The 19,770-nt window shown below is 65.2% G+C and carries 16 protein-coding genes; 13 read left to right on the plus strand and 3 right to left on the minus strand.

Features of this window, described 5'->3' with window-relative positions; genetic code table 11:
• The first annotated feature begins 2 nt into the window (after positions 1–2).
• From ABEH27_RS12965 to ABEH27_RS12975, 3 genes are all read left to right on the plus strand, one after another.
• A complete protein-coding gene (locus ABEH27_RS12965; RefSeq protein WP_346613968.1) occupies positions 3–554 on the plus strand; it encodes a sigma-70 family RNA polymerase sigma factor in 552 nt (183 codons plus the stop codon).
• A complete protein-coding gene (locus ABEH27_RS12970) occupies positions 551–1,531 on the plus strand; it encodes a FecR domain-containing protein (protein ID WP_346613969.1) in 981 nt (326 codons plus the stop codon). The genes ABEH27_RS12965 and ABEH27_RS12970 overlap by 4 nt, the downstream gene beginning before the upstream one ends.
• 142 nt (positions 1,532–1,673) lie before the next feature.
• Entirely contained in the window at positions 1,674–4,064 is a 2,391-nt protein-coding gene (locus ABEH27_RS12975; protein WP_346613970.1) for a TonB-dependent receptor, read from the plus strand.
• A 137-nt stretch (positions 4,065–4,201) separates the two neighbouring features.
• Here the strand turns inward: ABEH27_RS12975 and ABEH27_RS12980 are convergent, their stop codons facing one another.
• Positions 4,202–5,077 (minus strand): AraC family transcriptional regulator, encoded by an 876-nt coding sequence (locus ABEH27_RS12980; RefSeq protein WP_346613971.1) that lies wholly within the window; start codon positions 5,075–5,077, stop codon positions 4,202–4,204.
• A 266-nt stretch (positions 5,078–5,343) separates the two neighbouring features.
• Between ABEH27_RS12980 and ABEH27_RS12985 the strand changes: the two genes are divergently transcribed.
• Positions 5,344–6,240: a DMT family transporter gene (locus ABEH27_RS12985; RefSeq protein ID WP_346613972.1), complete on the plus strand. Its 897-nt coding sequence runs from the start codon at positions 5,344–5,346 to the stop codon at positions 6,238–6,240.
• Between the two features lie 8 nt (positions 6,241–6,248).
• On the opposite strand, the gene ABEH27_RS12990 is transcribed toward ABEH27_RS12985, so the two are convergent.
• Both ABEH27_RS12990 and ABEH27_RS12995 read right to left on the minus strand, forming a co-directional pair.
• Positions 6,249–7,223, minus strand: a complete 975-nt coding sequence (locus ABEH27_RS12990) for a D-glycerate dehydrogenase (protein WP_346613973.1) — start codon at positions 7,221–7,223, stop codon at positions 6,249–6,251.
• A gap of 165 nt (positions 7,224–7,388) precedes the next feature.
• Positions 7,389–8,336, minus strand: coding sequence for a LysR family transcriptional regulator (locus tag ABEH27_RS12995; protein WP_346613974.1), 948 nt, complete (start codon positions 8,334–8,336; stop codon positions 7,389–7,391).
• A 180-nt stretch (positions 8,337–8,516) separates the two neighbouring features.
• Here ABEH27_RS12995 and ABEH27_RS13000 point away from each other — a divergent pair, with 180 nt between their 5' ends.
• The 9 genes from ABEH27_RS13000 (at position 8,517) to fliG (ending at position 19,686) form a co-directional block, all read left to right on the plus strand.
• Positions 8,517–10,046 carry an efflux transporter outer membrane subunit gene (locus ABEH27_RS13000; RefSeq protein WP_346613975.1) on the plus strand — a complete coding sequence of 510 codons (1,530 nt, stop codon included), beginning with the start codon at positions 8,517–8,519 and terminating at the stop codon, positions 10,044–10,046.
• Positions 10,043–12,220 (plus strand): FUSC family protein, encoded by a 2,178-nt coding sequence (locus ABEH27_RS13005; RefSeq protein WP_346613976.1) that lies wholly within the window; start codon positions 10,043–10,045, stop codon positions 12,218–12,220. The genes ABEH27_RS13000 and ABEH27_RS13005 overlap by 4 nt, the downstream gene beginning before the upstream one ends.
• Entirely contained in the window at positions 12,210–12,410 is a 201-nt protein-coding gene (locus ABEH27_RS13010) for a DUF1656 domain-containing protein (RefSeq protein ID WP_008097766.1), read from the plus strand. The genes ABEH27_RS13005 and ABEH27_RS13010 overlap by 11 nt, the downstream gene beginning before the upstream one ends.
• A gap of 10 nt (positions 12,411–12,420) precedes the next feature.
• Positions 12,421–13,281, plus strand: a complete 861-nt coding sequence (locus ABEH27_RS13015; RefSeq protein ID WP_346613977.1) for an HlyD family secretion protein — start codon at positions 12,421–12,423, stop codon at positions 13,279–13,281.
• A 569-nt stretch (positions 13,282–13,850) separates the two neighbouring features.
• Complete coding sequence (locus tag ABEH27_RS13020) at positions 13,851–15,065, plus strand: ATP-binding protein (protein WP_346613978.1); 1,215 nt, start codon at positions 13,851–13,853, stop codon at positions 15,063–15,065.
• A complete protein-coding gene (locus ABEH27_RS13025; RefSeq protein ID WP_346613979.1) occupies positions 15,065–16,441 on the plus strand; it encodes a sigma-54 dependent transcriptional regulator in 1,377 nt (458 codons plus the stop codon). The genes ABEH27_RS13020 and ABEH27_RS13025 overlap by 1 nt, the downstream gene beginning before the upstream one ends.
• Positions 16,442–16,547: 106 nt before the next feature.
• Positions 16,548–16,880: a flagellar hook-basal body complex protein FliE gene (gene fliE / locus ABEH27_RS13030; protein ID WP_346613980.1), complete on the plus strand. Its 333-nt coding sequence runs from the start codon at positions 16,548–16,550 to the stop codon at positions 16,878–16,880.
• Between the two features lie 15 nt (positions 16,881–16,895).
• Complete coding sequence (fliF, locus tag ABEH27_RS13035; protein WP_346613981.1) at positions 16,896–18,674, plus strand: flagellar basal-body MS-ring/collar protein FliF; 1,779 nt, start codon at positions 16,896–16,898, stop codon at positions 18,672–18,674.
• Positions 18,667–19,686 (plus strand): flagellar motor switch protein FliG, encoded by a 1,020-nt coding sequence (gene fliG / locus ABEH27_RS13040; RefSeq protein WP_346613982.1) that lies wholly within the window; start codon positions 18,667–18,669, stop codon positions 19,684–19,686. Before fliF ends, fliG begins: the two co-directional genes overlap by 8 nt.
• The last annotated feature ends 84 nt before the right edge of the window (positions 19,687–19,770 follow it).

Consider the following 19,770-nt stretch of genomic DNA (forward strand, 5'->3'; position numbering starts at 1 on the left):
CCTTGACCGAACCCGATAGCGACAGCACGCGCGCCCGTTTCGTCCAGGTGTTCCTGGCCCAGCGTGCGCGCATGGAGGCGTTGGTGAACCGCCGAGTCGGCTGCCGCGCTACCGCATCCGACCTGGTGCAAGAGCTGTTCCTGCGCTTCTGGCGCCGCCCCGAGGTCAAGGTCGAGGCGCTGGACACCTACCTGTTGCGTTGCGCCGGCAACCTGGCCATCGACCACCTGCGCAACCAAGGCAGCCGCGAGCGCGTCGCCGAAGCGTCATTGCCACTGGATGAACCCTGCTCGGCCCAGGCCCCGGAACAGGCGCTTGAGGTCGACCATGACTTGCAGCGCATCGAAACCGCGCTGCGTGCCTTGCCGGAGCGTACCCGGCAGATCTTCTTGCTCAACCGCATTCACGGCTGCAAGTACGGCGAGATCGCCAAGGCCATGCAACTGTCCCAGAGCGCGGTGGAAAAGCATATGATGCGCGCCCTCGAAGCGTGCAAGGCCAGTGTTGCCGAGCCCGCGACCCCCATGCGCAGGCCAGGGAGCACCCGTCGATGAGCGATCCAGACGTGATTACCGACGACCCGTCGCACGCAGCGCTGCAGTGGCTGAGCCGCATCAACGAGCAGCCCGAGGCGCAGCACAGCGCGGCGTTCAAGCGCTGGTTGCTGGCAGACCCAAGCCATCGCCAGGCCTATGCCCAGGCCCAGGCGCTGTGGCGCATGAGTGCGGCACCTGCCGCGCGGCTGGCCGAGGAAGAGCAGGCCAACCTGCAGCACTACCTGGACGCCATGGCCACGGCGCCTACCTATGGTCGTTGGCGTCGCGCCGGTGCCTGGGTGGCAGCAGCGTGCCTGGTGCTGGCCGTGAGTGTGGCGGGGGGCTGGCACCCGGGTTACTGGCTGCAGAACCTGCAAGCCGACTTCAGCAGTAGCGACACGATTCGCCAGCTGACCCTGGCCGACCAATCGCAGGTGACGCTGGATGCGGGCAGTGCCATCGCGGTCGATTTCCAGCAGGGCGAGCGCCATGTGCGGTTGTTGCATGGCGCGGCATTCTTCAAGGTCACGCACACCGGTGAGCCCTTCGTGGTAGACGCTGCGGGCGGCCAGGTACGGGTGCTGGGCACCGAATTCGAAGTGCGCGACCAGGCTGACGGCGCCCAGGTGACCGTGCGCAGCGGGCGCGTGGCTGTCACCCCGGCGCCGGGGCAAACTGCCCGCGAGCTGACGGCCAACCAGCAACTGGCCTATGCCGAAGGCCGTGCGGGCGAAACCCTGCGTGTGGACAGCGACAGCCGCCTGGCCTGGCGCCAGGGCTGGCTCAACTACTACCAGGTGCCACTGGCACAGGTGGTCGATGACCTGCGGCGCTATTACCCGGGGCGCATAGTATTGCTCCGTGATGAGCTGGGGCAGCGCAAGGTCAGTGGCAGCTTCCCGGTGCAGGAGCCGTTGGTGGCACTGGATTCGCTGGGCAAGGTGATGGGCTTTTCGCGGCAGACGGTGCTGGGCCGGCTGACGGTCATCAGGTAGGTGTTTGTGCCGGCCTCATCGCCGGCAAGCTGGCTCTTAAAAAAAATCATGAAAAGCGGATGAGGTAACAGGGCGTGGCATCCGTGTAATGGGTGGAAGTGCGATTCATTCGCAGTAATAACCCTCTCACAGGTCAGCGTCCATGAAGTTCACCCCGCGTTGCGTCCCTCTCTGGCTCGGCCTTTCTGCGCTTGCGGCCATCACTGCCGCCCCTTGTGCCGTGGCCGCCGAGCGACTTCAGCTGCACACCTTCGCCCAACCCAGCCAACCGCTGGCCCAGGCACTCAACGCCTTCAGCCGTGCCAGCGGGCAAAGCGTGGTCTACACCCTTGAACTGCCCGCCGTGCAGGCGCCGGCCCTCGACGGCAGGTTCAGTGCCGAACAGGCCCTGCAGCAGTTGCTGGGCAATTGCGGCCTGACCTGGCGCCGCGTCGACGCCCGCACCTTGACGCTGGAACCGGTGGACACCTCCGGCGCCCTCAACTTGCAGGCCACCACGGTGAACTCGCAGATGGACGCCTACAGCTACCAGCCCCCGGCCAGCGCCTCGATCATGCGGGGCCAGGGCCCGTCCCAGGACATCCCCCAGGCCATCAACGTAGTCCCGGCCCAGGTGATCCGCGACCAGGCCCCACGCAACCTCGACGACGCATTGGCCAATGTCAGCGGCATCACCCAGGGCAACAACTTCGGCGGTACTTCCGACACTGTGATGAAACGCGGGTTTGGCGACAACCGTGACGGTTCGATCATGCGCGATGGGATGCCGATCGTGCAGGGCCGCAGCCTCAATGCCAGCACCGAGCGGGTGGAGGTTCTCAAGGGGCCGGCCTCGCTGCTGTACGGTATCCAGGACCCGGGCGGGGTCATCAACGTGGTCAGCAAGCGCCCGCAACTGCAGCAGTACAATGCCCTGACCGTACGCGGCTCGACCTATGGCAGCGGCAAGAACGGCAGTGGCGGCGGCTTCGATAGCACCGGTGCGCTGGGCGACAGCAACTTTGCCTACCGCTTGATCGTCGATCACGAGGACGAAGACTACTGGCGCAACTACGGCGTGCACCGCGAATCGCTGGTGGCGCCGTCGCTGGCCTGGCTTGGCGAGGACACCCAAGTGGTAGTGGCCTACGAGCACCGCGAGTTTCTTTACCCGTTCGACCGCGGCACGGCGTTCGGCAGCAATGGCCACCCGTTGGACATCCCGGCCACACGCCGCCTGGATGAACCCTTCAACGACATGGAAGGGCGCTCCGACTTGTACCGCCTGGAGGTCGACCACCAGTTGGCCGACGACTGGAACGTGCATGTCGGCTACAGCTTCAACCGCGAGACCTATGACGCCAGCCAGGTCCGCGTGACAGGCGTCAACGAAGCCAAGGGCACGCTCACCCGCAGTATCGACGGCACCCACAACGCCATGAGCCGCGACCAGTTCGCCACCCTCAGCCTCAATGGCAAGGTAGCGTTGGCGGGCATGCAGCATGACCTGCTGTTTGGTATCGACCACGAGGACCGCAAGGTGTTTCGCGGCGACCTGATCCGCCAGGCTGCCACGTCCACCTTCAGCTATGTGAACCCGGTTTACGGCCAGGAAGTGGAGGGCAGCACGGTACGCGCCAGCGACAGCGACCAAACCGACAAGCTGCGCACCGACGCGCTGTTCGTGCAGGACGCACTGCACCTGGACGACCATTGGGTTCTGGTGGCGGGCGCGCGCTTTCAGCAGTACGACCAGTACGCCGGCCGCGGCCGCCCGTTCACCGCCAACACCGACAGCAGCGGCCAGGCCTGGGTGCCGCATGCCGGCATCGTCTACAAGGTCGATGAGCAGCTGTCGTTCTATGGCAGCTACAGCGAGTCGTTCAAGCCCAACTCCAGCATTGCCCCCCTGACCGGCGGCGTCGTGCTGGATGGTTCCGTGGCGCCCGAGGAGGGCAAGTCGTGGGAGCTGGGTGCCAAGCTGGATATGCCGGGCAGCCTCACCGGCACCCTGGCGCTGTTCGACATCACCAAGCGCAACGTGCTGGTCGCCAACTTCGACAGCGGTACCGGCGAGACGGTGTACAGCAACGCCGGCGAGGTCAATTCGCGAGGGGTGGAGCTTGACCTTACCGGTCAGTTGAGCGAACGCTGGAGCCTTATCGGCAGCTACGCCTTCACCGACGCCAAGGTGACCAAGGACCCGGACCTGAAGGGCAACCGCCTGCAGAACGTGGCCAGGCACAGTGGCTCGTTGTCGGCGGTGTATGACTTCGGCAGCCTGTTCGGTGGCGATCGCCTGCGCCTGGGTGCGGGGGCGCGCTATGTGGGCGAGCGGTCGGGCAATGCGACCAATACCTTCGACCTGCCGAGCTACACCGTCGCCGATGCCTTTGCCAGCTATGAAACCAAGTTCGACGAACACAACGTGCGCCTGCAGTTGAACGTCAAGAACCTGTTCGACAAGGTCTACTACAGCTCGGCGGTGAACCAGTATTTCGTCGCCATTGGCGATGCGCGGCAGGTGAGCCTGTCGAGCACTTTCGAGTTCTGAATTGCAGGGGCTGCTGCGCAGCCCTTTCGCCGGCAAGCCGGCTCCCACAGGAATTGCGCCAACTTCCAAAAAGTCTGCAGCGCTGAAATCTCTGTGGGAGCCGGCTTGCCGGCGAAAGGGCCGCAAAGCGGCCCCCATCAACCCTGGAATGCTGCGCGATAGTCGCCGGGTGTCGCACCGAGCGCCTGGCGGAAGCGGTTGCTGAAATGGCTGGCACTGGCAAACCCGCACAGCAAGGCAACCTCGCCCAGCGGCAGCTGCCCCATGCGCAGCAGCTGGCAAGCCCGGTGCAGCCGCCGAGCCAGCAGGTACTGGTGCGGCGGCAGGCCAAAGCTGGTGCGGAACATGCGCGCGAAGTGGTATTCGGAGAGGTTGCAGCGCACCGCCAGCTCACCCAGGGTGATGGGCTGGTCCAGGTGGGCCTCGACGTACTCCGCCAATTGCCGACGCAGGTTCGGCGCCAGGCCGCCTTTCAAGCGCAACCCCTGGCGCAGGCCGACCTGGCTGAGCACGGCGTGGTCGACGATGTCGTGCGCCAGGCTGCTGGCCAGCAGCCGCTCGCCGGGTTCGTCCCAGTCGAGGGTGATCAGCTGACGAAAGCGCACCGACTGCTGTGGGTCGTCGACGAACGTCGCCTCCTGCAGCTGCAACTCCCGCGGTTCGCGGTCGAGCAGGCGCACGCAGCCCAGGGCGAATTGCGCCTCGCTGATGTAGAGGTGCGCCAGGCGGATCGCGCCATTGACCACCCAGTTCGACTCATGGCCGGCCGGCATGATGCAAAGTTTGTTCGGCGCGCCCTTGTCGGCGGGGCGCTGGCGGCGAAAGGTGCCAGTGCCGTCGGCAATGTAGCAAGACAGGGTGTGATGGCTGGGCGCCTGATAGTCGCGGGCATCATCGCGGTTGCGCCACAACGCCGCCGCCAGGCCATCGCCCAGCTGCGCGCTCAGCTCCAGCCGCGCGTGGGGCGAGGCGTGCATGGCGTTGAACACTTGCAACTGGCTGAGTGGGGTCATGGGCGGCTCCTCTGGGGGCCATCGTACTGCGCTTGTGGGGCGGTGACAGCTAGCTGAGATGGAAAAGCGCAAGTTTGTGCAAGTGCGCCGTTGTGGCTTGGGCAGACACTGATGGCGCTGGCGAGGGCTGCGCCCTCGATCGCCGGCAAGCCAGCTCCTACAGATTCAGCGCCCTCCTCGAGGTTTGCGCAGTACGTGTGGGAGCTGGCTTGCCAGCGATGGGCCGCAAGGCGGCCCCATGATTGAACCCCTCTGGAGCCAACCGCATGAACCTGTCCCTGTACCTGCTCACCGTCCTGATCTGGGGCACCACCTGGATCGCCCTCAAACTGCAGCTGGGCGTGGTCGCCATTGCGGTTTCGATCGTCTACCGCTTTGCGCTGGCCGGCCTGATCCTGTTCGCCATCCTGCTGCTCACCCGCCGCCTGCAACCGATGAACCGCCGCGGTCACCTGATCTGCCTGGCCCAGGGCCTGTGCCTGTTCTGCGTCAACTTCATGTGCTTCCTCACCGCCAGCCAGTGGATCGCCAGTGGCCTGATCGCCGTGGTGTTCTCTACCGCGACACTGTGGAATGCGCTGAATGCACGGGTCTTTTTCGGCCAAAGGATCGCCAGCAATGTGCTCGGGGGTGGCGCGCTCGGCCTGCTGGGCCTGGGCCTGCTGTTCTGGCCGGAGCTTTCACACCATGCAGCCAGCCGCGAAACCCTGTATGGCCTGGGCCTGGCCCTGCTCGGCACGCTGTGTTTCTCGGCGGGCAACATGCTGTCGAGCATGCAGCAGAGGGCCGGGCTCAAACCGATGACCACCAATGCCTGGGGCATGGCTTATGGTGCTGCGATGCTGGCGGGGTATTGCGTGGTCAGCGGTATTCCTTTCGCCATGGAGTGGAACACGCGCTACATCGGTTCGCTGATGTACCTGGTCATTCCAGGCTCGGTGATCGGCTTTACCGCTTACCTGACCTTGGTCGGGCGCATGGGGCCCGAGCGGGCGGCGTATTGCACGGTGTTGTTCCCGCTGGTGGCGCTGAACGTATCGGCGTTTGCCGAGGGCTACCAATGGACTGCCCCAGCGTTGCTGGGGCTGGTCGCGGTGATGGCGGGCAATGTGCTGGTGTTTCGCAAGCCGAAGGTCAAGCCGGCAATGGTGTTGGCGCGCTAGGCTGGGGCTCAGCCCTTCCACACCTGCGGGTTCACCAGGTCCTGCGGCCGCTCACCCAGCAGCGCCGCGCGCAGGTTGCCCATCGCCCGGTTGGCCATGGCCTCGCGGGTTTCGGCGGTGGCCGAGCCGATGTGTGGCAGGGTCAGTGCATTGGGCAGCTTGAACAGCGGCGAGTCGCTCAACGGCTCTTTCTCGTACACATCCAGGCCGGCGCCGCGAATGGTGCCGTTCTGCAGTGCCTCGACCAGCGCCGCTTCGTCGACCACCGGGCCACGGGCGATGTTGATCAGGAAGGCGCTCGGTTTCATCAGCTGCAGTTCGCGAGCACCGATCAGTTTGCGGGTTGCGTCAGACAGCGGCACCACGATGCAGACGAAATCGGACTCGGCCAACAGCTGCTCAAGGCTGCGGTACTGCGCGCCCAGTTCCTGCTCCAGCGCCGCCTTGCGGCTGTTGCCGGCATACAGCACCGACATGTTGAAACCGAAGCGGCCACGGCGGGCGACGGCCGCGCCGATGTTGCCCAGGCCGACGATGCCCAGGGTCTTGCCGTGCACATCGCTGCCGAAGTGCGCCGGGCCGACTGTGGCTTGCCACTGCCCGGCCTTGGTCCAGGCGTCCAGCTCGGCGGTGCGGCGGGCGCAGCCCATGATCAGCGAGAAGCCAAGGTCGGCGGTGCTCTCGGTGAGCACGTCGGGGGTGTTGGTCAGGGCAATGCCGCGTTCGTTGAAGTAGTCGACGTCGTAGTTGTCATAGCCGACCGACACGCTCGATACCACTTCCAGCTTCGCCGCGCCTTCAAGCTGGGCGCGGCCAAGCTTGCGCCCCGCGCCGATCAGGCCGTGGGCTTCGGGCAATGCTTCATTGAACTGGGCGCTGATGTCGCCGAGCTTGGGGTTCGGCACGATCACGTTGAAGTCTTGCTGCAGGCGCTCGGCCATGGCCGGGGTGATACGGCTGAAGGCCAGGACGGTCTTTTTCATCGGGCTACTTCTCAGGGCGGTGGTGGGTCAGTTAAGGCCTCTTCGCGGGGCAAGCCCGCTGCCACAGGTACACTGTTAAAACCTGTGGGAGCGGGCTTGCCCCGCGAAAGGGCCGGCATTGATTAGCAACCTACCATTGTCCACCCGCGCACTGCAGCAGCTTTTTCAGGTGGCGATCAGCAACTCGTGGGTTTTCAGGTCCGCCTCATGGGCGGCGAGGATTTCTGGCAACGAGTTGCGCAGGTACTCGACCCAGGTCTTGATCTTGGCATCCAGGTACTGGCGCGACGGGTAGATCGCATACAGGTTCAGCTCCTGCAGCCGGTAGTCCGGCATCACCCGCACCAGGCTGCCATCACGCAAGCCATCGATGGCCGAGTAGATCGGCAGCACACCCATGCCCATGCCGCAGCGGATCGCCGTTTTCATCGCGTCGGCCGAGTTGACCTGGAACGGCGAGCTGGTGATGTTGACCAATTCCTGGCCCTCCGGGCCGTCGAACAGCCACTTCTCCAGCGGGATCACCGGGCTGACCATGCGCAGGCAGGCATGCTTGAGCAGGTCGATCGGCTTGTGCGCGAAACCATGCTTGGCCACGTACTCCGGGGAGGCGCAGACGATGCTGTAGGTGATGCCCAGCCGCTGCGAGACAAAGCCCGAGTCCGGCAGCTCGGTGGCGAGCACGATGGACACGTCGTAGCCCTCGTCGAGCAGGTCCGGTACGCGGTTGGCCATGGTCAGGTCGAACGTCACGTCCGGGTGCGATTCGCGGTAACGGGCGATGGCGTCGACCACGAAATGCTGGCCGACCCCGGTCATCGAGTGCACCTTCAACTGCCCGGCAGGCCGGGCATGGGCGTCGCTGGCCTCAGCCTCGGCTTCTTCGACGTAGGTAAGAATCTGTTCGCAGCGCATCAGGTAACGCTTGCCCGCCTCGGTCAGGGCGATGCGCCGGGTAGTACGGTTGAGCAGCCGGGTTTGCAGATGGGCTTCCAGGTTGGAGACCGCCCGCGACACGTTCGCGGTGGTCGTGTCCAGTTGCGCCGCGGCGGCAGTGAAACTGCCGAGCTGGGCTACGCAACTGAAAGCACGCATGTTTTGCAGGGTGTCCATGGGTCACTCTCAAGGTAGAGGACGAAATTGTGTCACGAAGTAACTTAAATGTGCCTTCGACCAAAGCCGGATTATCGCTGTTTCGGTAACAAAGATTCGCAGGAATCTGCGCTTATCGCCAGTGCAGCGGCCCCCTAGAATTGCTCGGCCCCTCCACCTCATCCTCGGGAAATCGCAGCTGTGCCGCGTCGCATCATCAGAACGCTTCAAGCGTTCAGTGCCTGTGCCCTTAGCCTCACCTTGAGCGGCTGTATCGGAACCTGGGGTATTGCCCCGCAAAGCAAGACGCTGCCAGCCAATACCTTGACCACCGACGCGGCCATTCGCGAAGCCGCCAGCGACGCCCGCTGGCCCGACCAACAGTGGTGGCACGCTTATGGCGACCCGCAACTGGACCGGTGGCTTGCCCTGGCCGTGGCCGGCAGCCCAAGCCTGGCCATGGCGGCGGCGAGGGTGCGCGAGGCCAAGGCCATGGCCGGTGTGGTCGAGTCGGCAGAAAAACTCCAGGCCAACGGCCAGGCAACGCTCAAGCGCCACAACTGGCCAGAAGATCAGTTCTACGGCCCTGGCGCGCTGTCGGGTGCCAACACCTGGGACAACAACGCCGCCATTGGCTTCAGCTATGCCCTCGACCTCTGGGGCCGCGAGCGTAACGCCAGCGAACAGGCCGTGGACCAGGCGCACATGAGCGTCGCCGAAGCGCGCCAGGCGCAGCTCGAGCTGCAGAACAACGTGGTGCGCACCTACATTCAGTTGAGCCTGCACTTCGCCCAGCGTGACATCGTCAAGGCAGAGCTTGAGCAGCAGGAACAGATCCTGGCATTGGCCAAGCGCCGCCTCGACGGCGGCATCGGCACCCATTTCGAGGTCAGCCAGGCCGAAGCGCCACTGCCTGAAACCCACCGCCAGCTCGACAGCCTCGATGAAGAAATCGCCCTGACCCGCAACCAACTGGCGGCGCTGGCGGGCAAGGGGCCAGGGGAGGGCGCACAGATCCAGCGCCCTGGTCTGGCACTTGCAGCGCCGCTGAAACTGCCGTCGGCCATGCCCGCCGAACTGGTCGGCCAGCGCCCCGACGTGGTCGCCAGCCGCTGGCAGGTGGCTGCCCAGGCGCGGGGCATCGACGTCGCTCACGCCGGCTTCTTCCCCAACGTCGATCTGGTCGGCAGCCTCGGCTTCATGGCCACCGGCGGCGGGCCGCTGGAATTCCTCACCGGGCGCAAGTTCAACTACAACGTCGGCCCGGCCATCAGCCTGCCGATCTTCGACGGTGGTCGCCTGCGCTCGCAACTGGGCGTGGCCTCAGCGGGCTATGACGTGGCCGTGGCGCGGTACAACCAGACCGTGATCGGCGCGTTGAAAAACATCTCCGACCAGTTGATCCGCCGCGAGTCGATGAAGCAGCAGGCGCATTTCGCCGCCGAATCGGTGGCCGCCGCGCAAAAAACCTACGACATCGCCACGGTCGCCTTCCAGCGCGGGCTCACCGATTACCTCAACGTGCTCAACGCACAGACCTTGCTGTTCCGCCAGCAGCAGGTGCAACAGCAAGTGCAGGCCGCGCGCCTGATTGCCCACGCCGAGCTGGTGACCGCACTGGGTGGCGGCCTGCAGGCCGGCAAGGATGTGCCTGAGGACGGGCGCCAGGCCGCGCCGAAAACCCCGGCCACCCTGGCCATCTTCGACCGCAAGGCGGAACACGCCGAATGAGCACATCGAGCCTGCCGCTGCGCTGGCTGCACAGCCTGGAATGGCGCCGGGGCTTCTTTGCCTGGGCGCGCACCGACGGGGTGACCTGGGTCTACATCTTCAAGGTGCTGGCCGCCGCGTTCATCACCCTGTGGCTGGCCATGCGCCTGGAGCTGCCGCAACCGCGCACGGCGATGATCACCGTGTTCATCGTCATGCAGCCGCAAAGCGGCCACGTGTTCGCCAAGAGCTTCTACCGGGTGCTCGGCACCCTGGCAGGCTCGGCGATGATGGTTGCGCTGATTGCGCTCTTTCCGCAGAACACCGAGCTGTTCCTGCCCAGCCTGGCGCTGTGGGTGGGCCTGTGCTCGGCGGGCGCCATGCGCTACCGCACGTTCCGCGCCTACGGCTTCGTGCTGGCCGGTTACACCGCGGCGATGATCGGCCTGCCGGTGCTGCAACACCCTGATCAGGCGTTCATGGCGGCTGTATGGCGGGTGCTGGAGATTGCTTTGGGCATTCTGGTCTCGACCTTCGTCAGTGCTGCCATCCTGCCGCAATCGGCCAGTGCGGCCATGCGCAACGCGTTGTACCAGCGCTTTGGCATATTCGCCGGGGTGGTGGTTGAAGCCTTGCGCGGCGACAGCCAGCGCGACCGCTTCGAAACCAGCAACGTGCGTTTCGTTGCCGAGGCCGTTGGCCTTGAAAGCCTGCGCAACGTGACGGCGTTCGAAGACCCGCACATGCGCCGGCGCTCGGGCCGGCTGGTGCGCATGAACAGCGAGTTCATGGCCATCACCACGCGCTTCAACGCCTTGCACCGCTTGCTGGAACGCCTGCGCGCCCGTGGCCCGCTGCAGATCGTCGGGGCCATCGAGCCGGGGCTCAATACCTTGGTCGAGCTGCTGCAGCCGTATGTCGGGCGGGCACTCACCGATGCCGACGCGTTGCGCCTCACGCTGGAGCTGGCTGCCTACAAAGAGGGCCTGCAATCGCAGGTGCGCGGCCTGCGCAACGCGTACCTGCAAACCGCGCCCAGCGAGGCCGACCTGCTCGACTTCCATACCGCCTTCGAGCTGCTTTATCGCTTCGTCGACGAGATGTACAGCTACGCCGAAACCCATGCCTCGCTGGCCGCACACAAGCATGAGCGCGAGCAGTGGGACGAGCCTTACGTGGCCCAGACCAGCTGGCTGGTGTCGCTGGCCGCCGGTGTGCGCGCCTCGGCGGTATTGTTGCTGCTGGGCAGCTACTGGCTACTCAGCGACTGGCCCAGTGGCGCGATGATGACCTTGATCGCCACCGTCACCGTAGGCCTGTCGGCGGCCTCGCCGAACCCCAAGCGCATGTCGTTCCAGATGGCGTGCGGCACGGCCATCGGTGCCTTCATCGGGTTTTTCGAAACCTTCTTCGTGTTCCCCTGGATCGACGGCTTCCCGCTGCTGTGCATGGTGCTGGCGCCGGTGTTCGTGCTCGGCGCGTTCCTGTCGTCGCGGCCGGCTTACGCGGGTTACGGTATTGGCCTGCTGGTGTTCTTCGCCATCGGTTCGGTGCCCAACAACCTGACGGTCTACGACCCCTACACCTTTATCAACGATTACATCGGCATGGTCATCGGCATGTTCGTCTGCGCCGCAGCCGGGGCGATCATCCTGCCGCCCAACAGCCGCTGGCTGTGGAGCCGCCTGGAGCAGGCGCTGCGCGAGCAGGTGCTGTTCGCCATCAGCGGGCGCCTGCGTGGCCTGGGCTCGGCCTTCGAAAGCCGCACCCGCGACCTGCTGCACCAGGCCTATGGCCTGGCCGCCGGCAAGCCACAGGTGCAGAGCGAACTGATGGGCTGGATGTTCACCGTGCTGGAAATCGGCCATGCGATCATCGAGCTGCGCAAGGAGCAGGCCCGTGCCCCGGTGCACCCGGCCTATGCCGAGTCGCAGCCCTGGCGCCAGGCCATCCGCGTCATGGGCCGTGCCCTGGCGCGGCTGTTCCTGCAGCCCAGCGCCAGCAACCACGAGCGCGCGCTGGTGGCGGTGGACCACGCCATCAGCCGCGTGCAGGCCACCGACGAACCCTTCGCCCGGCACTTCGACACCTCGGTGCTGCGCCGCGCGCAAAGCTACCTGCACTTCATCCGTTCCTCCCTGCTCGACCCACAGTCGCCACTGGCCCCAGCGAAAGGACTGCACCATGCCCCGTGAGATCGCTTTCCATGGCGTGTACATGCCCACCATGACCCTGATGTTCCTGTTCGCCCTGGGCCTGGCCTGGGGGTTGGACCGGTTCATCGCCAGCCATGATGGCTATCGCTTCTTCTGGCACCCGGCGCTGCTGCGCCTTTCCCTGTTCGTCTGCCTGTTCGGCGCCCTGGCGCTGTCGCTCTACTGGTGAGAATCCTTCGATGAAAAAGTTCTTCAGCCTGATCGCCACCTTGCTGGTGCTGACCGCTGCCGTGGTGATCGGCCGCCAGTTGTGGCTGCATTACATGACCACACCGTGGACCCGTGACGGCCGGGTGCGGGCCGACATCATCAACGTTGCCGCCGACGTACCCGGTTATGTGGTGGACGTACCGGTCAAGGACAACCAGCGGGTGAAGAAGGGCGACCTGTTGATCCAGATCGACCCCGAGCATTACCAATTGGCGGTCAACCAGGCCAAGGCGCTGGTCGCCTCGCGCAAGGCCACCTGGGAAATGCGCAAGGTCAACGCCCGGCGCCGCGCCGACATGGACAACCTGGTGATCTCCAAGGAGAACCGCGACGACGCCAGCAACATCGCCAACGCTGCGCTGGCCGATTACCAACAGGCCCAGGCCGAACTGGCGGCGGCCGAGCTGAATCTCAAGCGCACCCATATCGTCGCCACGGTCGATGGCTACGTGACCAACCTGAACATCCACAAGGGCGACTATGCCCGCACCGGTGAAGCGGTGATGGCTGTGGTCGACGAGCATTCATTCTGGGTGTACGGCTTCTTCGAAGAGACCAAGTTGCCCCACGTGAAGGTGGGTGACCAGGCCGAGCTGCAGATGATGAGCGGCGAGCGCATCAAGGGGCACGTGGAGAGCATTGCCCGCGGCATCTACGACCGCGACAACCCGCAAAGCCGCGAGTTGATTGCCGATGTGAACCCGACGTTCAACTGGGTGCGGTTGGCGCAGCGGGTGCCGGTGCGGATACACATCGATGAAGTGCCAGATGGGTTTTTGCTGGCGGCGGGGACGACCTGTACGGTGGTGGTGACGCCTGGCGAGGGGTGAGTTGGGGTTGCGTTGGGGTTGCGTTGGGGCTGGCGGAGCATGTCGTGAGGGGTGTGGCGCCCTTGAGATCGAGCGCCGCCCGCGCGGCGCATCGCGGGCAAGCCCGCTCCTACATTTGTTGCAACGCGCCGTTCCAGTCAGGCCATGGTTGTCCGCCTTGGCGCATGACTGAAGACAGGTGAGGCGGCAGCAGTGCCAGCCGAAAAACCTCGTCGTGCTAACAAGGCTGGCAACTATGGCCTATCAGGCCATGGCACGTTGCAACAAATGTGGGAGCGGGCTTGCCCCGCGAAGCGCCGCGCGGGCGGCGCTCGGTCTCAAAGGCGCTAAAGATCCCAAGGCAAGCACTTCGCGATGCGCCGCGCGGGCGGCGCTCGATCTCAAAGGCGCTGAAGATCCCAAGGCAAGCGCTTCGCGCCGCCCGCGCGGCGCTCGATCTGCGCATCACTGCAACCCTCAAGACAAGCGCCCAATCCCCCGAAAGCTAAAACCCCCATCCCCGGCACGGCTATTGCTACACCGCTGGCACCACACCGTTTTTATGACGGTCAGCCACGCGAGAGAGCACGATGCCCCAGGCCGCCCACTTTTCCCGAGTCCCTGATCCGCAGGGGCGTACCCCGGTCGAACAGGAGAGTCGACAGGGGCTGGAGCAGGCATTCGCCCTGTTCAACCAGGTATCCACCCAGCTCAACCAGTCCTACAGCATGCTCGAAGCCCGCGTCAGCGAGCTGAAAGGTGAGCTGGCGGTGGTCGGCGCCCAGCGCATGGCCGAGCTGAACGAGAAGGAGCGCCTGGCCAATCGCCTGCAGAACCTGCTCGACCTGCTGCCCGGTGGTGTGATCGTGATCGATGGTCAGGGCCTGGTGCGCGAAGCCAACCCGGCGGCCTGCGAGCTGCTCGGTGAGCCCTTGCTCGGCCAGCTGTGGCGCCAGGTGATCGCCCGCAGCTTTGCGCCGCGCAAGGATGACGGGCATGAGGTATCGCTGCGCGACGGCCGGCGCCTGTCCATCGCCACCCGTTCGCTGGATGCCGAACCCGGCCAGCTGGTGCTGCTCAATGACCTGACTGAAACCCGTCGCCTGCAGGACCAGTTGGCACGCCATGAGCGCCTGTCGTCGTTGGGGCGCATGGTCGCCTCGCTGGCCCACCAAATCCGTACGCCGCTGTCGGCGGCCATGCTCTATGCCAGCCACCTGGCCGATAGCGAACGCGAGCTTGCGCCAGAAACCCGCCAGCGGTTCGCTGGCAGCCTCAAGGAGCGCCTGCACGAACTGGAGCATCAGGTGCGCGACATGCTGGTATTCGCCCGCGGCGAGCTGCCGCTGGGTGACCGCTTGACCCCCAAGAGCCTGTTCCAGGCGTTGCAGCAGGCTGCCCAGCCCCATGTTCAGGGGCACGCCGTGCGCTGGCAGTGCGACAGCCGCCTGGGTGAGCTGCTGTGCAACCGCGACACCCTGGTCGGTGCCTTGCTCAACCTGGTCGAGAATGCCCTGCAGGCCAGCGATGGCCCGGCCCGGCTCAAGGTGCACCTGTTCCGCCGCGAGCACACCCTGCATTTGTGCGTCAGCGACGCCGGCAGCGGTATCGATGCCGATCTGCTGGGGCGGCTGGGTGAACCCTTTCTGACCACCAAGGCCACCGGCACCGGGCTGGGCCTGGCTGTGGTCAAAGCCGTGGTGCGTGCGCACCAGGGCACGCTGCGGTTGCGTTCGAAGGTGGGGCGTGGCACCTGTGTGACGGTTGAGTTGCCGCTGATCGGCGGCCAGACGGAGGCGCTGTAATGGTCATCAAGGTGCTGCTGGTCGAGGATGACCGCGTATTGCGCCAGGCGTTGGGCGACACCCTGGAAATCGGCGGCTTTGCCTATCATGCCGTGGGCAGTGCCGAGGAGGCGTTGCAGGCTGTGGACGACGACGCGTACAGCCTGGTGGTCAGTGACGTGAACATGCCGGGCATGGACGGGCACCAGTTGCTGGCCCGGCTGCGCCGCCACCACCCGCACTTGCCGGTACTGCTGATGACCGCCCATGCTGCCGTGGAGCGCGCGGTGGAGGCCATGCGCCAGGGCGCTGCCGATTATCTGGTCAAGCCTTTCGAGCCCAAGGCCCTTTTGAGCCTGGTCGAGCGCCACGCCGCCGGGCGCCTGGGCGCATCCGACGACGAGGGGCCGGTGGCCTGCGAGCCGGCCAGCCGACAGTTGCTGGAGCTGGCCGCACGGGTCGCACGCAGCGATTCGACCGTGCTTATCTCGGGTGAATCGGGCACGGGCAAGGAAGTCCTGGCGCGCTACATTCACCAGCAGTCGCCACGCGCCACGCAGCCGTTCGTTGCCATCAACTGCGCGGCGATCCCTGACAACATGCTCGAGGCCACGTTGTTCGGCCACGAGAAGGGCGCCTTCACCGGTGCCATTGCCGCGCAGGCCGGCAAATTCGAGCAGGCCGAAGGCGGTACCTTGCTGCTCGACGAGATTTCCGAAATGCCCCTCGGCCTGCAGGCCAAGCTGCTGCGCGTGCTGCAGGAGCGTGAGGTTGAGCGGGTAGGTGGGCGCAAGCCGATTGCCCTGGATATTCGCGTGCTGGCCACCACCAACCGCGACATGGCTGGCGAGGTGGCGGCGGGGCGCTTCCGCGAAGACCTGTACTACCGCCTTTCGGTCTTCCCCCTGGCCTGGCAGCCGCTGCGTGAACGCAGTGGCGATATTCTGCCGCTGGCCGAGCGCTTGCTGGCGCGGCATGTGGAGAAGATGAAGCACGCACCTGTGCGCCTTTCGGCTGCGGCGCAGGCCTGCCTGCAGGCCTATGCCTGGCCGGGCAACGTGCGCGAACTGGATAACGCCTTGCAGCGTGCGTTGATCCTGCAGCAGGGCGGGGTGGTCGAGGCGGCAGATTTTTGTCTGGCCGGCGCCATTCCGTTGTCGGCGGTTGCGCCCGCCGCGGTCACGCCTGCGGTGGTCGAGGATGCAGGTGATTCCGCTGGCCTGGGTGATGACATGCGCCGCCATGAATTCCAGATGATCATCGACACCCTGCGTGCCGAGCGCGGCCGCCGCAAGGAGGCTGCCGAGCGCCTGGGTATCAGCCCCCGAACCCTGCGCTACAAGCTGGCGCAAATGCGCGATGCGGGGCTTGATGTGGAAGCCAGCCTGTACGGCTGATGCATTGAATTAACCGATCGCGGGGCGGGCTGGCACTCTTGTTGCTAGCTCAGGGCTATCCGCCGCATGAGTGTCAAAAAAATGCGGCCGCCGGAGAGAGAAGGTCATGAGCCAAGGTGTTGAATTCAATCGTCTGATGCTGGACATGCGGGCCATGCAGGCCGATGCCATGTCGTTGCCCAAAGCCACTGCTGCGCCTGAACTGGCGCCTGGCCAGAGCAGCTTTGCCGACATGCTTGGCCAGGCCATCGGCAAGGTCCATGAAACCCAGCAGGCGTCGACCCAGCTCGCCAATGCCTTCGAAATCGGCAAGAGCGGTGTCGACCTCACCGACGTGATGATTGCTTCGCAGAAAGCCAGCGTTTCGATGCAGGCGCTGACCCAGGTACGCAACAAGCTGGTCCAGGCGTACCAAGACATCATGCAGATGCCGGTTTGAGGACGGATGTAAACCATGGCTGAAGCAGTCGTCGATAACGCACCCGCCAAGAGTGGCCCGCCAGCGTCCAAGCCGCCGCTGTTCGGCATGTCGTTCCTGGAAAACATCTCGCAGATGCCCATGCTGCGTCAGGTCGGCCTGCTGGTCGGGTTGGCTGCGAGCGTGGCGATCGGCTTCGCCGTGGTGCTGTGGTCGCAGCAGCCTGATTACCGGCCGCTCTACGGCAGCCTGGCCGGCATGGACACCAAGCAGGTCATGGATACCCTGGCCGCTGCAGACATCCCCTACAACGTCGAGCCCAATTCCGGTGCCCTGTTGGTCAAGGCCGACGACCTCTCCCGTGCCCGTCTGAAGCTGGCAGCTGCGGGCGTGGCGCCAGGCGACGGCAATGTCGGTTTCGAGCTGCTCGACAAGGAACAGGGCCTGGGTACCAGCCAGTTCATGGAGGCTACCCGTTACCGCCGCAGCCTTGAAGGCGAGCTGGCGCGCACCGTTTCCAGCCTGAACAACGTCAAGGCGGCCCGCGTGCACCTGGCGATCCCGAAAAGCTCGGTGTTCGTGCGTGACGAGCGCAAGCCAAGCGCCTCGGTACTGGTCGAGCTGTATCCGGGCCGCGCCCTGGAAGCCGGCCAGGTAATGGCGATCGTCAACCTGGTTGCCACCAGTGTGCCGGAGCTGGACAAGTCGCAAGTCACCGTGGTCGACCAGAAGGGCAACCTGCTCTCCGAGCAGCTGCAGGACACTGCGCTGACCATGGCCGGCAAGCAGTTCGACTACAGCCGGCGCATGGAGGGCATGCTGACCCAACGTGTGCACAACATTCTGCAGCCGGTGCTGGGCAACGACCGCTACAAGGCCGAAGTGTCCGCCGACCTGGACTTCAGTGCGGTGGAATCCACCTCCGAGCAGTTCAACCCGGACCAGCCGGCGCTGCGCAGCGAGCAGGCCGTCAACGAACAGCGTGCCAGCAGCTCCGGCCCGCAAGGCGTGCCCGGTGCCCTGAGCAACCAACCGCCGGCAGGTGCAGCAGCGCCGGAAAATGCCACCGCCGCAGCCCCTGCCGCCGGTGCCGTCCAGCCAGGCCAGCCGCTGGTGGATGCCAACGGCCAACAGATCATGGACCCGGCCACCGGCCAGCCGATGCTTGCGCCATACCCGGCCGACAAGCGCGTGCAGACCACCAAGAACTTCGAACTGGACCGCTCCATCAGCCATACCCGCCAGCAGCAGGGTCGCCTGACCCGCCTGTCGGTCGCGGTGGTGGTCGATGACCAGGTCAAGCTCGACGCCAGCGGTGAAGCTACCCGCGCGCCATGGGGCGCCGAAGACCTGGCACGCTTTACCCGCCTGGTGCAGGACGCCGTGGGCTTCGATGCCAGCCGTGGCGACAGCGTCACGGTGATCAACGTGCCGTTCGCCGCCGACCGTGGCGAAGAAATCGCCGACATCGCCTTCTACCAGCAGCCGTGGTTCTGGGACATCGTCAAGCAAGTGTTGGGCGTGGTGTTCATCCTGGTACTGGTGTTCGGCGTGCTGCGCCCGGTACTCAACAACATCACTGGCGGCGGCAAGCAAGCTGCTGCGACGGACAGCGACATGGAGCTGGGCGGCATGATCGGTCTGGATGGCGAACTGGCCAACGACCGCGTCAGCCTGGGTGGCCCTACAAGCATTCTGTTGCCAAGCCCGAGCGAGGGTTACGAGGCACAGCTCAACGCAATCAAAGGCCTGGTGGCCGAAGACCCGGGCCGCGTGGCCCAGGTCGTGAAAGAGTGGATCAACGCCGATGAGTGACAACCGAGCCGTTACCGCCAAGCTGAGCCGCACTGACAAAGCGGCGATTCTCCTGCTCTCGCTGGGTGAGACCGATGCCGCCCAGGTGTTGCGCCACATGGGCCCGAAAGAAGTGCAGCGGGTTGGCGTGGCCATGGCGCAGATGGGCAACGTGCACCGTGAACAGGTGCAGCAGGTAATGAGCGAGTTCGTCGAAATTGTCGGCGACCAGACCAGCCTGGGCGTGGGCTCCGACGGTTACATCCGCAAGATGCTCAACCAGGCCCTTGGCGAGGACAAGGCCAACGGCCTGATCGACCGCATCCTGCTGGGGGGCAACACCAGCGGCCTGGACAGCCTCAAGTGGATGGAGCCGCGTGCCGTGGCCGATGTCATCCGCTACGAGCACCCACAGATCCAGGCCATCGTGGTGGCGTACCTGGACCCCGATCAGGCCGGTGAAGTGCTGAGCAACTTCGACCACAAGGTGCGCCTGGACATCATCCTGCGCGTGTCGTCGCTCAATACCGTGCAGCCGGCGGCGCTGAAGGAGCTGAACCAGATCCTCGAGAAGCAGTTCTCGGGCAACTCCAATGCTGCCCGTACCACGTTGGGTGGCATCAAGCGTGCCGCCGACATCATGAACTTCCTCGACAGCTCTGTGGAAGGTGCACTGATGGACTCGATCCGCGAAATCGACAACGACTTGTCCGAGCAGATCGAAGACCTGATGTTCGTCTTCAACAACCTGGCCGACGTCGACGACCGTGGCATCCAGGCGTTGCTGCGCGAAGTGTCTTCCGATGTGTTGGTGGTGTCGCTCAAGGGCGCCGACGAGCGGGTCAAGGACAAGATTTTCAAGAACATGTCCAAGCGTGCGTCCGAGCTGCTGCGCGACGACCTCGAAGCCAAGGGCCCGGTGCGCGTCAGCGACGTGGAAACGGCGCAGAAGGAAATCCTCACCATCGCCCGACGCATGGCCGAGGCCGGCGAGATCGTGCTCGGTGGCAAGGGCGCCGAGGAAATGATCTGATTCATCGGGCAATGCGCCCTCCTGTGGGAGCGGGCTTGCCCCGCGAAGTAGGCGCCGCGGTGAATGGCCCCGGCATTGCCGGTG

This window comes from Pseudomonas sp. P39-UII1 (assembly GCF_039672635.1).
Classification (GTDB): Bacteria; Pseudomonadota; Gammaproteobacteria; order Pseudomonadales; family Pseudomonadaceae; genus Aquipseudomonas.

Excerpts from the sequence above, each read along its gene's own strand:
- ABEH27_RS12985 (WP_346613972.1), top strand. The coding sequence starts at position 5,344 with ATGAACCTGTCCCTGTACCTGCTCACCGTCCTGATCTGGGGCACCACC.
- ABEH27_RS13010 (WP_008097766.1), top strand. The coding sequence starts at position 12,210 with ATGCCCCGTGAGATCGCTTTCCATGGCGTGTACATGCCCACCATGACC.
- ABEH27_RS12980 (WP_346613971.1), bottom strand. The coding sequence starts at position 5,077 with ATGACCCCACTCAGCCAGTTGCAAGTGTTCAACGCCATGCACGCCTCG.
- fliE (WP_346613980.1), top strand. The coding sequence starts at position 16,548 with ATGAGCCAAGGTGTTGAATTCAATCGTCTGATGCTGGACATGCGGGCC.
- ABEH27_RS12975 (WP_346613970.1), top strand. The coding sequence starts at position 1,674 with ATGAAGTTCACCCCGCGTTGCGTCCCTCTCTGGCTCGGCCTTTCTGCG.
- ABEH27_RS13015 (WP_346613977.1), top strand. The coding sequence starts at position 12,421 with ATGAAAAAGTTCTTCAGCCTGATCGCCACCTTGCTGGTGCTGACCGCT.
- ABEH27_RS13020 (WP_346613978.1), top strand. The coding sequence starts at position 13,851 with ATGCCCCAGGCCGCCCACTTTTCCCGAGTCCCTGATCCGCAGGGGCGT.
- ABEH27_RS13005 (WP_346613976.1), top strand. The coding sequence starts at position 10,043 with ATGAGCACATCGAGCCTGCCGCTGCGCTGGCTGCACAGCCTGGAATGG.
- ABEH27_RS12970 (WP_346613969.1), top strand. The coding sequence starts at position 551 with ATGAGCGATCCAGACGTGATTACCGACGACCCGTCGCACGCAGCGCTG.
- ABEH27_RS12990 (WP_346613973.1), bottom strand. The coding sequence starts at position 7,223 with ATGAAAAAGACCGTCCTGGCCTTCAGCCGTATCACCCCGGCCATGGCC.
- ABEH27_RS13025 (WP_346613979.1), top strand. The coding sequence starts at position 15,065 with ATGGTCATCAAGGTGCTGCTGGTCGAGGATGACCGCGTATTGCGCCAG.
- fliF (WP_346613981.1), top strand. The coding sequence starts at position 16,896 with ATGGCTGAAGCAGTCGTCGATAACGCACCCGCCAAGAGTGGCCCGCCA.
- ABEH27_RS12995 (WP_346613974.1), bottom strand. The coding sequence starts at position 8,336 with ATGGACACCCTGCAAAACATGCGTGCTTTCAGTTGCGTAGCCCAGCTC.
- fliG (WP_346613982.1), top strand. The coding sequence starts at position 18,667 with ATGAGTGACAACCGAGCCGTTACCGCCAAGCTGAGCCGCACTGACAAA.